This is a genomic window from Thermovenabulum sp., from assembly GCF_049701175.1.
Taxonomy (GTDB): Bacteria; Bacillota; Thermosediminibacteria; order Thermosediminibacterales; family Thermosediminibacteraceae; genus Thermovenabulum.
In genome coordinates this window covers 12,855-27,903 of record NZ_JBNATW010000023.1, presented here as the reverse complement: position 1 = coordinate 27,903, position 15,049 = coordinate 12,855, and the positions used below count along the sequence as shown (strand labels likewise).

Annotated in this window: 18 protein-coding genes; 13 read left to right on the top strand and 5 right to left on the bottom strand. The window is 33.8% G+C overall.

All coding sequences use genetic code 11. From position 1 onward, the window contains the following. Positions 1-4 precede the first annotated feature (4 nt). The 4 genes from ACPLVF_RS08735 (at position 5) to ACPLVF_RS08720 (ending at position 3,169) form a co-directional block, all read left to right on the top strand. The gene (locus ACPLVF_RS08735; protein WP_424907446.1) at positions 5-703 is read left to right on the top strand and encodes a hypothetical protein; all 699 of its coding nucleotides are present in this window, start codon (positions 5-7) and stop codon (positions 701-703) included. A gap of 105 nt (positions 704-808) precedes the next feature. Then, positions 809-1,672, top strand: coding sequence for a radical SAM protein (locus tag ACPLVF_RS08730; RefSeq protein WP_424907464.1), 864 nt, complete (start codon positions 809-811; stop codon positions 1,670-1,672). Positions 1,673-1,700: 28 nt separating this feature from the next. After that, the gene (locus tag ACPLVF_RS08725) at positions 1,701-2,816 is read left to right on the top strand and encodes an aminopeptidase (RefSeq protein WP_424907445.1); all 1,116 of its coding nucleotides are present in this window, start codon (positions 1,701-1,703) and stop codon (positions 2,814-2,816) included. A gap of 11 nt (positions 2,817-2,827) precedes the next feature. Continuing rightward, entirely contained in the window at positions 2,828-3,169 is a 342-nt protein-coding gene (locus tag ACPLVF_RS08720) for a tRNA-binding protein (RefSeq protein WP_424907444.1), read from the top strand. 33 nt (positions 3,170-3,202) lie between these two features. Here ACPLVF_RS08720 and ACPLVF_RS08715 read toward each other — a convergent pair whose 3' ends face one another. The 3 genes from ACPLVF_RS08715 to ACPLVF_RS08705 all read right to left on the bottom strand — a co-directional run bounded on the left by ACPLVF_RS08715 (position 3,203) and on the right by ACPLVF_RS08705 (position 4,680). After that, the gene (locus ACPLVF_RS08715; RefSeq protein WP_424907442.1) at positions 3,203-3,418 is read right to left on the bottom strand and encodes a DUF3006 domain-containing protein; all 216 of its coding nucleotides are present in this window, start codon (positions 3,416-3,418) and stop codon (positions 3,203-3,205) included. Between the two features lie 23 nt (positions 3,419-3,441). Continuing rightward, the gene (locus tag ACPLVF_RS08710) at positions 3,442-4,344 is read right to left on the bottom strand and encodes a ComEC/Rec2 family competence protein (protein ID WP_424907441.1); all 903 of its coding nucleotides are present in this window, start codon (positions 4,342-4,344) and stop codon (positions 3,442-3,444) included. A gap of 135 nt (positions 4,345-4,479) precedes the next feature. Continuing rightward, positions 4,480-4,680, bottom strand: coding sequence for a DUF1540 domain-containing protein (locus ACPLVF_RS08705; RefSeq protein WP_424907440.1), 201 nt, complete (start codon positions 4,678-4,680; stop codon positions 4,480-4,482). Between the two features lie 114 nt (positions 4,681-4,794). Between ACPLVF_RS08705 and hprK the strand changes: the two genes are divergently transcribed. The 5 genes from hprK (at position 4,795) to ACPLVF_RS08680 (ending at position 9,905) form a co-directional block, all read left to right on the top strand. After that, on the top strand, positions 4,795-5,733 hold the full coding sequence (gene hprK / locus ACPLVF_RS08700) for an HPr(Ser) kinase/phosphatase (RefSeq protein ID WP_424907439.1): 939 nt from the start codon (positions 4,795-4,797) through the stop codon (positions 5,731-5,733). A gap of 2 nt (positions 5,734-5,735) precedes the next feature. Continuing rightward, positions 5,736-6,782: a bifunctional phosphoglucose/phosphomannose isomerase gene (locus tag ACPLVF_RS08695; protein WP_424907438.1), complete on the top strand. Its 1,047-nt coding sequence runs from the start codon at positions 5,736-5,738 to the stop codon at positions 6,780-6,782. Between the two features lie 14 nt (positions 6,783-6,796). Next, positions 6,797-7,534, top strand: a complete 738-nt coding sequence (locus tag ACPLVF_RS08690; protein ID WP_424907437.1) for a phosphatase — start codon at positions 6,797-6,799, stop codon at positions 7,532-7,534. A gap of 84 nt (positions 7,535-7,618) precedes the next feature. Continuing rightward, positions 7,619-8,470 (top strand): D-amino-acid transaminase, encoded by an 852-nt coding sequence (dat, locus tag ACPLVF_RS08685; RefSeq protein WP_424907436.1) that lies wholly within the window; start codon positions 7,619-7,621, stop codon positions 8,468-8,470. Positions 8,471-8,552: 82 nt separating this feature from the next. Then, positions 8,553-9,905: an ABC transporter substrate-binding protein gene (locus tag ACPLVF_RS08680; protein ID WP_424907435.1), complete on the top strand. Its 1,353-nt coding sequence runs from the start codon at positions 8,553-8,555 to the stop codon at positions 9,903-9,905. Here ACPLVF_RS08680 and ACPLVF_RS08675 read toward each other — a convergent pair. Then, on the bottom strand, positions 9,902-11,236 hold the full coding sequence (locus ACPLVF_RS08675) for a hypothetical protein (protein WP_424907434.1): 1,335 nt from the start codon (positions 11,234-11,236) through the stop codon (positions 9,902-9,904). The two genes, ACPLVF_RS08680 and ACPLVF_RS08675, sit on opposite strands and share 4 nt — an antisense overlap. 106 nt (positions 11,237-11,342) lie before the next feature. On the opposite strand from ACPLVF_RS08675, the gene ACPLVF_RS08670 reads away from it, so the two are divergent. The 4 genes from ACPLVF_RS08670 (at position 11,343) to ACPLVF_RS08655 (ending at position 13,775) form a co-directional block, all read left to right on the top strand. After that, a complete protein-coding gene (locus ACPLVF_RS08670; protein ID WP_424907433.1) occupies positions 11,343-11,603 on the top strand; it encodes a hypothetical protein in 261 nt (86 codons plus the stop codon). Positions 11,604-11,659: 56 nt separating this feature from the next. Then, positions 11,660-12,574: a UDP-N-acetylmuramate dehydrogenase gene (gene murB / locus ACPLVF_RS08665; RefSeq protein ID WP_424907432.1), complete on the top strand. Its 915-nt coding sequence runs from the start codon at positions 11,660-11,662 to the stop codon at positions 12,572-12,574. Further along, a complete protein-coding gene (locus ACPLVF_RS08660; protein ID WP_424907431.1) occupies positions 12,561-13,223 on the top strand; it encodes a hypothetical protein in 663 nt (220 codons plus the stop codon). Before murB ends, ACPLVF_RS08660 begins: the two co-directional genes overlap by 14 nt. 111 nt (positions 13,224-13,334) lie before the next feature. Further along, positions 13,335-13,775, top strand: a complete 441-nt coding sequence (locus ACPLVF_RS08655) for a hypothetical protein (RefSeq protein WP_424907430.1) — start codon at positions 13,335-13,337, stop codon at positions 13,773-13,775. 95 nt (positions 13,776-13,870) lie between these two features. On the opposite strand, the gene ACPLVF_RS08650 is transcribed toward ACPLVF_RS08655, so the two are convergent. Then, entirely contained in the window at positions 13,871-15,043 is a 1,173-nt protein-coding gene (locus tag ACPLVF_RS08650; protein ID WP_424907429.1) for a class I SAM-dependent rRNA methyltransferase, read from the bottom strand. Between the last annotated feature and the right edge of the window lie 6 nt (positions 15,044-15,049).

The window sequence follows — 15,049 nt, the reverse complement described above, 5'->3', positions numbered from 1 at the left end:
AGCGATGAAGGTATTTTCTATAAGGTTTTATGATGTGATAAATAAAAAAGAGAAAGAGGAATTTATAAAATTGATAGGTAATGAACTAATAAAAAGAGGATTTACGGTGAGTTTATTAAGAAAAGAGAAGGATTTAAAAGATGAATGGGAAAACTTTAAAGTTAGTGGGGTCTTTGTAGATAACAAAGCCGACCTTTTATTTAGAGGGGTAGATGTTGAAACAGTGATTGGTTATTGCAATAGCGATTATCTAATACTTGAGGATGTAGAAGGGGCTTTCCCGCAGATAATTTACTTTGGAGGCGAATTTAAAAAGGATAAGATTTCTTCTAAGACTATTGCAGCTGTCTCAAAAAATTCTTCAATTAACATAAACTTGCCCTTTTTTAGTCCGCGGGAAATTGACAATATAACCGATTTAATTTTAGAAAAGGTATTTGAAAAACTCCCCAACCTTTTTAGAAAGGGCTGCGGCAGGTGCGGGGAAGATTGCAATAAGATGGCTGAAAAGATAATAAAAGAAGAAGCAAAGAGAAGCTCTTGCAAACAAAATCAAGAGGGAAAGATAAAAATTGTAATAAATAACAAAGATATACCGCTTGTGCCCTTTGTGGAAGATTTATTTTATTCGGTTATAAAAGCAATGCTTTCAAATTTAAAAGGCTATGAAGAAGGAGAAGTCCAAATAAAAGTTAAAATTTAAAGGAATATTAAGTTATGAGATAGTCTAAAAGGCTTTAAAAAAAGTAAAGGAGAGGGAAATGCCTTGAATTTTTTAGAACTCTTAAAATCCTGCGAAGTCTGCCCTATGAGGTGTAAGGTAAATAGGATGCATGGAGAACTTGGTTTTTGCAGGGCTGGTTTTGAAAGCATTGTTTCAAAGGCTTTTCCGCACCCGTGGGAAGAGCCATGTATAAGCGGCACTAAAGGTTCGGGGACTGTATTTTTTTCAGGGTGTAATCTAAAGTGTGTTTTTTGCCAGAATTACGAAATTAGTCAGGAGATGCTTGGCAAACCTAAGGATATTGAAGGCCTTGCAGATATTTTCTTAAGGCTTCAGGCTAAAGGGGTCCACAACATAAACCTTGTAACTCCTACTATATATACTCCGCAGATTGCTGAAGCCTTGACAATAGCAAAAGAAATGGGTTTGAACATACCTGTTGTTTGGAACTCTAATGCCTATGAAAATGTTGAGATATTAAACAAGTTGGAAGGTTTGGTAGATGTCTACCTCCCCGATTTAAAGTACTATGATGATGAAATTGCAGTAAAATATTCTAAGGCAAAAAATTATTTTGAATACGCTTCCAAAGCTATTTTAGAAATGGTAAGACAAGTGGGTGAACCCCAGTTTGATGAAAAGGGAATAATTAAAAAAGGTGTGATAATAAGGCATTTAGTATTGCCTGGGTATGTCAAGGATACGAAGAAAATCCTCAAGTGGATTAGCCTAAATCTTCCCAAAGGCGTTTATGTCAGCTTAATGAGCCAGTACATGCCCTATTATAGGACTGAGGATTATCCGGAGATTAACAGGCCTTTGACCCAAAATGAATACGATGAAGCCGTTGATTACTTTTTTGAAGTTGGCCTTGAAAACGGTTTTATACAGGGTGAAGGAGCAAATTCGGACGAATTTGTTCCGGACTTTGATTTTGAAGGAATATAAATATATCTTACAAGGAGGTATTAATTATATGAAGGATCCAAGGGTTGAGAAACTTGCAAGATTATTGGTCGATTATTCGGTAGAATTAAAAAAAGGGGAGAACATCTTAATTGAAGCGGGGCCTGGAGAAACGGCTCTGGTTAAAGAATTGGTAAAATTGGCTTACAAAAAGGGTGCCCGACCCTTTGTTGAAATTCATGCCCAAGATGTTATGAGGGAAATTTTAATGAATATTGATGAAGATACCTTAAAAATAATGGCAAAACACGATTCTGAAAAAATGAAAGAAATGCAGGCTTACATAGGTATTAGAGGAGGAGACAATGTAGCCGAACTTTCGGATGTCCCTCAAGAAAAAAAGACCCTATACATGAAACTTTATTCAAAACCCGTCCATATGGATATTAGGGTGCCTAAAACAAAATGGGTAGTGCTAAGATATCCCAGTCCATCGATGGCTCAGCTTGCAGACATGAGCACCGAAGCCTTTGAAGATTTTTACTTTGATGTCTGCTGTCTTGACTACGAAAGAATGTCAAAAGCAATGGACCCTCTTGTAGAACTTATGAAAAGGACTGATAGGGTAAGGATAGTAGGGCCGGGGACAGATCTTTCTTTTTCCATTAAGGGTATTGGAATTGAAAAATGTGATGGTAAAAAGAATATACCCGATGGCGAAATTTTTACCGCACCTGTAATTGATTCGGTAAATGGGTATATTACTTACAATACTCCTTCTTTATATCAGGGATTTACCTTTGAAAATATTAGATTTGAATTCAAAGACGGGAAAATAATTAATGCTACCTCAAACGATACGGAAAGAATAAATAAGATTCTGGATACCGATGAGGGAGCAAGGTACATCGGAGAGTTTGCAATTGGTGTAAATCCGTATATTTTAAAACCCATGAAGGATACACTGTTTGATGAAAAAATAGCTGGCAGCATCCATTTTACACCGGGTAATTCCTATGAAGATTGTGGAAATGGAAATAAATCGGCCATTCATTGGGACCTCGTTTTAATACAAAGACCTGAATACGGGGGAGGAGAAATTTATTTTGACGATGTTTTGGTGAGAAAAGATGGTTTATTCGTGCTTGATGAATTAAAGGGATTGAATCCTGAAAATTTAAAGTAATGGTGATAGAGATGTCCGACCTGATTTCTTATCATGATTTTGAAAAAGTAGATATGAGGGTTGGCAAGATTATAGATGTAGAGGATTTTCCAAAAGCCAAAAAACCGGCTTATAAACTCACCATAGATTTTGGGCCTGAAATTGGGATAAAAAGATCCAGTGCACAGATAACAAAGCTTTATAAAAAAGAGGATTTGATAGGAAGACAGGTAATTGCGGTGGTCAATTTTCCACCCAAGAAAATAGCGGATTTTACCTCGGAAGTATTGGTTCTCGGGGTAAATGACGAAGAGGGCAATGTGGTGCTTTTGTCAACCGAGAGGAATGCAAAATTGGGAGAAAAAGTATATTAAGCCTTCCAAAAGGAAGGCTTAATTTTTTAAATTTTATTCTTCAAAAAGGTTTTCAGCAATTTTTTTTACTTCATTCCTTCTTTTTTCTGTTTCATTTTTATCTATTTTATAATTTTCTATATCAATTACATCTCCTTCCTTGGCATCTGAGGGGAGTAGTGTCCTGCATATATTTAATATTCTTCCGTCGTCCATTTCAATAACTGCAAAATTGCCTTCAAAACGGTCTATAACACCTTTTTTTGTCATTTTATCAAACCTCTTTTTGAATTTTAATTTGATTTAGGTTCAATTAATTCGATAAATTCTCCATCGCTTTTAAAAATAATATCTCCGTATTCGGCAGTAGTTAAAATTTTTATTTTCATTTTTATAAGTTTACTTATAGTTTCTTTATGGGGATGACCGTAATCGTTTCCTTTGCCGTAGCTTATTACGGCGTATTTTGGAGATACTGCTTTTAAAAATTCTAAGGAAGTGCTCGAACTTGAGCCGTGATGGGCAACTTTTAAGACATCAGCTTTAAGGTTATATTTTTTACTTAACATTTCCCTTTCGGATAAACTTTCTGCATCACCTGTGAGTAGGAAGGATGTGTTTTTATAAGTTATTTTTAATACTATGCTGTAGTTGTTTAGGTCTTCATAACTTTGACTGTTTGGAGCTAAAATCTCCATCCTTACGTCTGTTGCAGGAGAAATTTCCATTCCGGCTTTTGCAGCAGATATTTTTAGATTTTTTTTGCTCACAGCTTCAAGGACGTCTTTGAAGGTTTTTGTGGTCGTCGTTACTTTTGGCATGAATATTTTACCGATTTCAAAATTATAAATAATACTATCTAAGGAACCTATATGGTCTTCATGGGGATGAGTACCGAATAGATAGTCTATCTTATAGATTTTATAGCGTTTTAAAAAACTTACTATTTTTGCTTCGTCATCGTTATTTCCTGCATCAATTAGGGCGGTTTTGCCGTCAGGGAATCTTACGAAGATGCAGTCCGCTTGCCCTACGTCCAAAAAAGTGACGTAAAGATTATCATTGGAAAAAACTATATTTGAAGATTCATCCTCTAAGCTCCCTGTATTTTCAAAAAAACAGGAAGTTAATAAAAGCGATAAAAATAAGAATAAAATTATTAGTGAAAGTCTTTTATTAATTTTTTTATATTGCATTAAATCACCTCGTTTGGAAAATTAGAGACATAATCCTGCTAAAAAATCTGGCATAATAATTATAGACCAATATTTATATAATTGTAATAATGTTTATGGGAAAAAATAAAAAAAATAAAGGAGATTTCTCTCCTTTTAATCCCACACAGAAAAAAACTTTGAATTTGAATCTATTTCTTTTTCATTGTATGTGCTTTTATGTTCAAAGGCATTGCAGTAGGTTCCTTCTTTAGAACTGCATCCCGGCCTTATAGCATTTACCATTACACTTTCTGCACAGCAGAAATTATCCTTGTTGTATTTACATGAGGTAACGTTGCATCTTAGTTCAGGCATGATGGACCCTCCTTAATTTTTTTAATATTTTTCCCATATTTTAATAAAAAAATTACTTTGTATTTAAAGGAATTCGCTTTTTTTTGTAGAAATCATTTTAAAAGGTGGGTTGATATGGGAAAAGTAAAGGGAGTAGATTTAAGAAAAATCATTGAGAAATTTGGATTGGAAATAATTTCGGGAAACGATGATGGGATAATGATAAATACGTCTGATTTATATAGACCGGGAGTAGAACTTGCAGGTTTTTTTGACTATTTTCCCTTTGAGCGTATACAGGTATTGGGGATGACAGAAATAAATTTTTTGAACGGATTAGATAAGAAAACGAGAAAAGAAAGGTTGGAGAAACTTTTATCTTATTCTGTTCCTTGCTTCATAATTACAAGGGGGCTCAGTATTCCGTCGGAATTATTAGAGATTTCAAAGGAAAAGGGAAGATTAATACTGAGGTCCTATAGCCCTACAACAAATTTAATCAGTAAACTGACAGACTATTTGGAAAGTGAGCTTGCACCGAGAACCACAATGCACGGGGTTTTGATGGATATATACGGTGTGGGTGTTTTGCTTATTGGTGAAAGTGGTATTGGGAAAAGTGAAACAGCTGTTGAACTTTTAAAAAGAGGGCATAGATTGATTGCCGATGATGTGGTGGAAATTAAGCAGGTTGCAAAAAACGTTTTAGTGGGTATGGCTCCGGAAATTTTAAAATACTACCTTGAAGTAAGGGGACTTGGAATTATAGATGTCAAAACAATATTTGGGGCTGGTGCTGTAAGGGAGGATATCCGCATAGATTTAGTAATAGAACTTGTTGAATGGGAAAAATACAGCGAAAAAGACAGGCTTGGAATTGAAGATGAAAAAATAAATATTTTAGAATCTTATATATCCAAAAAAATTGTACCCATAAGACCAGGAAGAAATTTAGCAGCGATAATAGAAGTTGCAGCAATGGACCACCGCTTAAAGATTATGGGTTACAATGCGGCTTTGAATTTTTCTAAAAAGCTTTGTGAGGAAATAAATAATAAAAAAGGGGAGGGTTGACAGTGCTGGATGATAAATCTATTATAAGTAAATACGATGCTAATAATATGTATGACCTTATTTACGGCTTGCCTGAACAGCTGAAAGAAGCATTTGACATATCAGAATCGTTTGTTAACCGGCTGAAATTGGAAAACATGAAAAATATAGTAATTTCTGGTATGGGTGGGTCTGCAATAGGCGGAGATCTTGTTAAAACGGCTGTAGAGAATAATTTAAAAATACCTGTGATTGTAAATAGAGGCTATAAACTCCCAGGCTTTGTGGATAAAGAAACCCTTGTAATAGCTTCAAGCTACTCAGGGAATACTGAAGAAACGCTCAGCTCTTATGAAGATGCCAAAAAAAGAAATGCAAATATTATTGTCATAACTACAGGTGGTAAATTAAAAGAGAGGGCTTTGGAGGACAACATCCCTATAATTACTATTCCTTCAGGCCTCCCTCCGCGGGCAGCGATTGGGTATTCATTTATTCCAATATATAGGGTCATTGAAAAATTTTTTGTAACTGAAGGAGAAAGTATAGAAACCTTATTTGACTTTTTAAAAGAAGTTAGGGAGGATTTTGCGAAGGAGGTTCCGAGGGGGCAAAATAAAGCAAAAGCTTTAGCAGAAAAGATTTTCGGAAAACTTCCTTTGATCTACGGGACTCAGGGGCTTACCGAAGCGGTTGCAGCAAGGTGGAAGGGACAGCTTAATGAAAACTCTAAGCATCCTGCATTTTACAATGTTTTTCCGGAACTCAACCATAATGAAATAATGGGTTTTGAGGGTGAAGGGAACCTTTTGAAAAAGTTTGTTGTAATTGTACTTCGGATGCCTGAAGAGCACGAAAGAATCGACAAAAGAATAAAAATAACAAAGGATTTAATCAGGGATAAAATAGCATATTTTGAGGAAATATGGCCAAAAGGTGAAAATGCGCTTCAGAGGTTGTTTTATCATATAATGCTTGGGGATTTTGTAAGTTACTACCTTGCGCTCTTAAATGAAAAAGACCCTATGGAAATAGATTTTATTAATACATTAAAGCAGCGAATGGGTTAAAGGGAGTGAAAACATTGAAATTGGAAGCAGATACCCATTGCCATACAATTGCAAGCGGACATGCCTATAGCACAGTGGTAGAAAATGCAAAAGTTGCAAGGGAAAAAGGCTTGAAACTTATTGCAATAACCGATCACGGGCCTTCGCTGCCTGGTGGGCCTCATTTTTATCATTTCGGCAATCTGAAAGTTTTACCCCGAGTTATTGAAAATGTCTATATTCTGCGCGGAGTTGAGGCAAATATTTTGGACTATGATGGAAGATTGGATTTGCCCGAGAGGTATTTAAAAGATTTGGATATCGTATTGGCAGGATTTCATACTTACTGCTATCCAGGTGGTTCTGTCGAAGAAAATACTAAAGCCTTAATAAATGCCATGCAAAATCCTTATGTAGATATAATTGTTCATCCGGGAAATCCGGAATTTTTGATAGATATTGACAAATTTGTTGAAGCTGCTGCAGAGTATGATGTAGCAATTGAAATTAACAACAGTTCCTTTACGGTGAGCAGAAGGGGAAGTGAGGAAAACTGCTTACAAATAGCCAAAAAGGCAAAAGAAGTAGGGGCAAAGATTGCTGTAGGCAGTGATGCTCATATATGTTTTGATGTAGGTTTTTTTGATAAAGCATTAATGGTAATAAAGGAATCAGGTATAGAGGAGCAGAACATACTTAATGTAAGTTATTTGAAATTAATAGATTATTTAAAGGAAAAGGGCAGAGATTTTTCCTTTGTTAAAGAATTTTAAGGAATATAAGTCACTATCATAGGCGATATAATCAACAGCCTGTGGTAGCTGGCAAAACATAATAATTTTAAGGAGGTATAATATATGGATGCTTTGATTTATTTAAATGGTGAAAAAGTAGATTATGAAAATGCCAAAGTATCAGTAGAAGATAGGGGGTTTCTTTTTGGAGATGGTATTTATGAGGTAATAAGAGTCTACAACGGAAGGTTTTTTTACCTAAATAGGCACATTGAAAGATTAAAAAAGGGTGCCGAACAAATATATCTTGATTTAGACTTCGGGGTTGAAAACCTCGTGGAAACTATAAAAAAGGCAGTAAAGGAAAGTGGTTTTAAAGATGCTTCGGTGTATGTTCAGGTAACGCGCGGTGCTGCACCAAGGCAACACGCCTTTCCTTCCAACACTAAATGCACATGGCTTGTAATTGTTAGAGAAGTAAAACCACAGCCTCAGGAATACTACGAAAATGGAGTAATGGCAATTACTGTTCCTGATGAAAGATGGACAAGGTGCAATATAAAAACCGTTCAATTGCTTGCTAACTGTATTGCTAAGGAAAAGGCAAAACGTGCAGGTGCCTATGAAGCAATTTTCCACAGGGGAGATATCATTACAGAAGCTTCCAGCAGCAATGTATTTATGGTAAAAGATGGCAAGATATTTACCCACCCTGCTAACAATCTAATTCTTCACGGAATAACCCGCTATGCAGTTTTAGAAATTATTAAAAACAATAATTTTGAATTATACGAAGAAACCTTCTCAAAGGAAAAACTTTTTGAAGCTGATGAAGTATTCCTTACGGGAACGATGACGGAAGTTATGCCTATTGTAAAAATAGATGGGAAAATAATTGGTGATGGAGTACCTGGAAAGATAACCATGAAAATAATGGAAGATTTTAGACGGTTAACCGAAACTATAGACTGCTAAAAATGACAAAGTTAAGCATATTAAAAATAGAGCATTAATATAATTAATAGGGTGAAAGGTCTTTCTTTTAGGAGGAATATTTATGAAAAGGCCTTTTGCCCTATTTTTTAATAAGCATAATATTATAAAAAAACTTTTATTATGTATAATAATTGCTTTAATTTCGATGAATTCAATAAGTTGCGGTTTTAAAAGGGAGGACAGGTCAGATAACGATGATGAAAAAAAAGAAGAGGTTATAATTACCCTTTGGGATTTCCCTCGATGGGAAGCGGAAAACGGAAGCAGATTCGGATGGATTGAAAAGAAAATAAAGGAATTTGAGAAAACTCATCCTGGAGTCTACATTTATTTAAAAAAATTAAAATGGGAATACGGAATGTATGAAATAAGAGCGGCATGTCAGGCAGGAATTAATCCTGATATTGCTCCTGTTGATGGTGATTACGATCTTATTTTAAAAGGTTACGTGGAACCGGTAGATGAATTTTTTACCAGGGAGGAACTTTCAAAATATGACGAGAGGGTTTTGGAAGCTTTAAGGGTAAGCGGGCGGCTTTACGGTTTTCCGTGGTTTGTAACTACCTATGGGATTTTTGTTAATAAAGACCTTTTTGAAGAAAGGAAAGTAAACTTGCCTTTAGAAAATAACTGGACCTTTCAGGATTTCATCAATACAGCAGTAAAACTTACATGGGATAAAAATAGGGATAAAAAAATTGATTATTACGGGTTTGATTTTATACTAAAACCCGGTAATTACGGTTTCTGGGGAATGCTTACAATGGATGGAGCAAAATTTTTTGATGAAAAGGGTAATTTTGTATTAAATACAAAAGAAGGATTATCTGCTCTAAAGAAAATAAGCGAAGCCTTTAAACAGTACAATATTTTTCCCCCAGAAGCGGGGGATAGGGATGAGAATAGATTATGGAGCAATTTTGCAGAGAAAAAAAAGGTTGCCATGACTTTAATAGGTAATTGGGCCATTCCGCTGCTTGAGAAAAGAAAACTTGATAACAAAGGTTTTGATTATGAAATGATATTTTATCCAAAGGGCGAAAGTCAAGCCCATCCTATCGCAGTGGTTTCAGGATATGCTATTTTAAAACAACAGGATGAAAATAAAAAGAAAATATGCGCAGAATTTTTGAAATTTATTACATCGGAAAAAGAACAAGAAAATTTGATAAAATACGGTGTTTTGCCTTCAATAAAAAATTTGCAGGAAAAAGCCGCATTGGAAAACGAATTTTTAAAAAAATGCAAGGAAATATTGAATTCTGCGGAATATTTGCCAAAGATTGCAAATTGGCCCAAGATAGAAGAAGTAATAAATACAGAGATACTTTTAGTTATAAAAGGGAAAAAAGCTCCCGAAAAAGCCCTCCAGGACATGGAGAAAAACATTTTAATGATTTCAGGTTCAATTTAATTATTCAATATAAAAATTTCCCAAAGATGATTGAAGAAAAACTTATAAATATTTATTTTATATGAATTCCCATCTTCATTTAAAATTGCACTGATGTATTTTTTTAGATTAAGTATTTCTTCCTGAGTGAGCCTTATTGAATTGCCCTTCTTTTCCTTTTTTTGCTTTGTATATTCATAATTTTTATTTGTGTTTTCAGAATTATTGTTTAAGCTATTATTATTTAAATTATTGTTGTTTAAACTGTCATTATTTGGGTTATCGTTGCTCGTCTCTGAATGTTCATCAATATTTTGCCTTTCACTTTGACCTTCATTCTCTTGGAAAGAATTATTGTTTTCTTGATTGTTTTCTTCATCGTAATTTTGATTATCGTATGTATTTTCCTCAACTTGATTTTGAACATTTTCTTCATCGGGAGCTTTTTGGTCATTTTCCTGCTCTTCTTTGACATTAAGTGTTTTCTCTTCGGAAAAAACCTCTTCCTTACCATCAAATAGCAAAATCTTCCAAATTAAACTTTTATAAGGATACAAGGTAATATAAAACTCATCTTCGCCTTTTTCTAAAGGAAGTGTAAATTCTTCTTCGGAATCGATGTATTTGTACTTTAAAAACACGCTGAGAATATCGGTACTATCCTCCTCATAAGCAGATACTCTTATATTAAAAGGATTTCCCTTCAAGATTTCATTTTCTGCAGCTATATTTAAAATATAGGGAGGGTTATTTTTATCAAAATATAATGCGACGAAAGAATATTTTTTGTTAAAATTTGGATAAGAAGGAAAAGTAATATGGCTTACTACTATCTTCCCCGATGATTTTTTGTTTATGGTGCTCCAAAAAAGTCTTACATCCGTATAATTTCTGACTTCCCAAGAGGAAATGTTTGTTCCTTCAGATAAAGGATCAATTCTTAAAAAGGATTTTGAAAGGGATGCAGTTAAAGATTCATCTATAGAAGTTCCGTTGTTATCGTATAATACAAATTGACCGGTTGAAAGACTTCCGTCTTCCTTCTGCAAAAGGTTAGGGAAATTTCCGGAGGAATTAATAAAGGTAGAATTTAAAGGTAAAGTGACTTTATAGTAACTTTCAAAGGAAGATTTATCTACATTATTTGCTATAATTACAAAATTATCTTTGTAAACAATGGTTCCAGAAGGAAGGGTATAAGAAGAAATTATTTTTTGACCATCAATTTGAACGATAGTATAGCCGCCTATGTCAATATAGTCCTTTGTCTGAGCATTAGTGAAAATGTTATTTGATATAATAATGAATAATATTAGGGAAAGAATAATAGTTAATAGAGAGTTTTTTTGCAATACAATCACCGCCTAATAATTTTTTACATGAGTTAAAATATTCGACAAAATATTAAATTCACCTTCCTAATACTTTTTAATTTATTTTATAGGAGGATGAAATTACTTGGAAATATCGCAGAAAAAGGATTATATTCTTTTAATAAAAAAAAATTCTAGCAAGATATTATTTGTTATAAATGAGATTAAATTACTCTTATTTCACGGAAAATTCAATTTTTTATCCTTTCATATTGAGCCTTTAATGATAATTTTATGCGATGAATTGGAATGGGATGGCGATCCGAAAAAAATAAATTTATTTTTGTCTGCAAAAGAAGTAAAAAATCTAAACACAATACTTTCAAATATTTTAAACGAAGGCTAAAAGTTGTATAATAACGATTGATTATTGCAAATATATAAAATGAAAGGGAAGATTTTATGCAAGTTTCAACAATTTTTAGTGAAATAAAAAAGATTATACCTGAAGAAAAGATTCGATTATATGAACCTATGAAGTTGCATACTTCCTTTCGCATTGGTGGACCTGCAGACATACTTATTTTGCCTACGGAAATTTCGGAGATTCAAAATATTGTTATATTTTGCAAAGAAAACAAAATTCCCTTGTATATAATAGGCAATGGGTCAAATCTTTTGGTACGGGATAAAGGAATTAGAGGTGTGGTAGTAAAAATAGCGCAAAATTTCAATGATGTAAAAGTAGAAGATACTTTCATAAAGGCAAAAACGGGCATATTGGTGACTTTGCTTTCGAAAATAGCTTTAGAAAATTCTTTGAAAGGTCTTGAATTTGCCTCAGGTATTCCTGGCACATTAGGCGGTGCTATTGTAATGAATGCAGGAGCTTATGATGGAGAATTTTCTAATGTAATAGAAAGGGTTACGGTGATGGATTATGAAGGTAATATAAAGGATTTAAAGAAGGATGAATTAAAATTTGGCTATCGCTGGAGTATTTTTCAAGAAGAAAAATACATAATCTTAGAAGCTTTAATAAAGTTAGAAAAAGGAAATTATGATGAAATTAAATCAAAAATGGAAGAATATTCAGCAAGAAGAAAGGCTAAGCAACCGCTTAATTTACCAAGTGCAGGAAGCACGTTTAAAAGACCTAAAGGCAATTTTGCAGGGACGCTGATAGAAAAGGCAGGGTTGAAAGGTATGAGGATTGGAGATGCGGCAGTTTCAGAACTTCATGCGGGTTTTATAGTAAATTTGGGAAATGCTACGGCTGACGATGTAGAGAAACTTATTAAGTATATACAGAATAGAGTTTATGAAAAATTTCAAATCTTTTTGGAACCGGAAGTAATAATTCTTGGAGAAAAATGATTTACAAAATAAGGATGAAGCAAAGGAGGAAAAACGGGCTAAACTATTAGTGAAGGAGGTGGCGATAGTGTACAATGTTCATAATTTATCTCAGGATTTAGAAACTATTAACATCAACTTAGAAAATTTTGTTAACGGAATGCAGGAAAATTTTAACCAAATCTCCAAAACTATAAAAGAGGTACATGATAATTTAAGGGGGACAATATCAAATATTGAAAATGATCTAAAGCAATTAGAATTGGAGATTTCTCAGAACAACGGTACCATAGCTAAGCTTCTTGCAAGTTCTAACCAAAAACTTCAGCAGGAACAGGTGTCAAAAAGGCGTATTGATATTTTAAATGAGTTAAGTGATGTTGAGAAAAAAATAGACAATCTGAATAAAGATTTCTCTAATTTAACCCAATATTTGTTGGATAATCTCAAGAATCAAATGATATCTTATAAAGATATTGAAAATAAATTAAAAACAGGGCTAGGGCAGATGGATATCCCCGTTTTTATGAGTAATCCTTCAAACCCTATTCTTAATGTTCATCAATCCATACAAACGGCTTTAGAAACCTTAAATCAGATTCAGGCCAATATTGCTCAAAATAAGTTGTTGAGCGAAATAAATAATACCTTAGAAAACTATATGCACTAAGTATTTTCTCCCCTTTCTTAATGTAACCTCGTTTTACAGTAATTTTATAATATAATTCGCTTCAAAGAGGGGCAAATTAAAATAGAAAGAAATTTTGAAGGGGGAGAAAATATGACACAGAAGAAAAGTTTAACCGATTATTTAGAAGAAAAAAAGAAAGAAGTTGAAACTTCGCAGGAATTTGCAACACCCTTTAAGCCAGCTATTCAAACGACTATGCAGCAAGGTGTTGCTTCTCAGCAGTTTCAACAGCTTTTGAACCAGCTAAAAGCACAGGCACAGACTCAACAGCAGCAAACTGACAATCAGGTAAGTCAGGCTATTCAGCAGGCAATAAATGCTTTAACACAGGCTCAGCAGAGCATAGAGGCTAACCAGATTTTTTATCAAATGAATCAGCTTCTCGATCAATTTAATAAACAGCTTTCTCAATTAAATCAACAATTTAACCAAGCTTTACAAAATCAGCAAAAAGCCCAACAGCAGGCTCAGCAGCAAGCTCAACAACAGGTTCTGTCCGGTCAAGCGACACAACCCCAACAATATCAGTAAAAATGACTAATTTTAGCTAAAAATGGGGGAAAATCCCCATTTTTTAATTTTTTTGTTTAAAATATAAGGAATTTTTAATAAGGAGTTATGAGGCTTTAACATATTTGTAAAATGTAGAATTTTAGGTATCTTGTTTCTTCGGAAGCAGCAAGGATCGGGTGGTCCTTAGCCTGAGACCTTTTTTCGATAATCCTTAAAGTAACCTTAGCATCATAAGCTGCTGACATTAATATTTCAAAAAATAAATCCTCGTTTACATGATGAGAACAAGAAGAAGTTATTAAAAATCCTCCAGGTTTTAAAAGTTTCATCCCCCTCAAGTTTATTTCTTTATAACCCCTTACTGCCCCTTCTAGGGCTTTTTTATTTTTAGCAAATGCTGGGGGGTCTAAAATTACCACATCAAATTTTCTTTTTTCATTATAAAAATTCCGTAAAATATCAAAGGCATTGCCTACTTCAAATCTACATATATCATTAAATCCGTTTAATTTTGCATTTTCTCTTGCAAGATAAACAGCATCATCGGAGTAATCGAAAGCTATTACGCTTTTTGCTCCATATAAGGCAGCATTTAAAGCGAACGAGCCTGTATAGCAAAAGCATTCTAAAATTTCTTTTCCCTTCACAAAGGGTTCTATTGCTTTCCTATTTTCTCTTTGGTCGAAAAAATAACCGGTTTTTTGCCCGTTTTCCACATCAACATAATATTTTATTCCGTTTTCTTCAATAATAATTTTTTCAGGCAGTTTACCATGAAGAACACCTTTTTTTAGTTCCAATCCTTCCAATTCACGAACAGGAGCGTCGTTTCTTTCGTATATGCAAACCGGATTTAGAAGTTCAGCTAAAATTTCTACAATTATATTTTTATATTTTTCTATGCCTAAGGCTAAGGTTTGTAAAACCAACACATCGCTGAATTTGTCCACTATTAGAGCCGGTAAAAAATCCGCTTCTGCGTAAATGAGTCTAAAGCTATCACCGTAATTTAGCTTTTTTCTAAAGCTTAAAGCCCTTTCTATTCGGGTTTTAAAAAAATCTCTGTTAATTTCTTCGTCCTTATTTCTTGTCAGCAATCTTACAGTAATTTGAGATTTTGGGTTTATATATCCCTTCCCGAGAAATTTATTGTTTCCAGAATAAACTTCCACAATATCTCCTGGGGAAAAATTACCTTTAATTGTCTCAATTTCTGTACTATAAACCCAGGGATGGCCTTTTTCTATTCTATCGTTTTTTTTTCCTTTTAAAATAACTTTTGCCATTGTTTT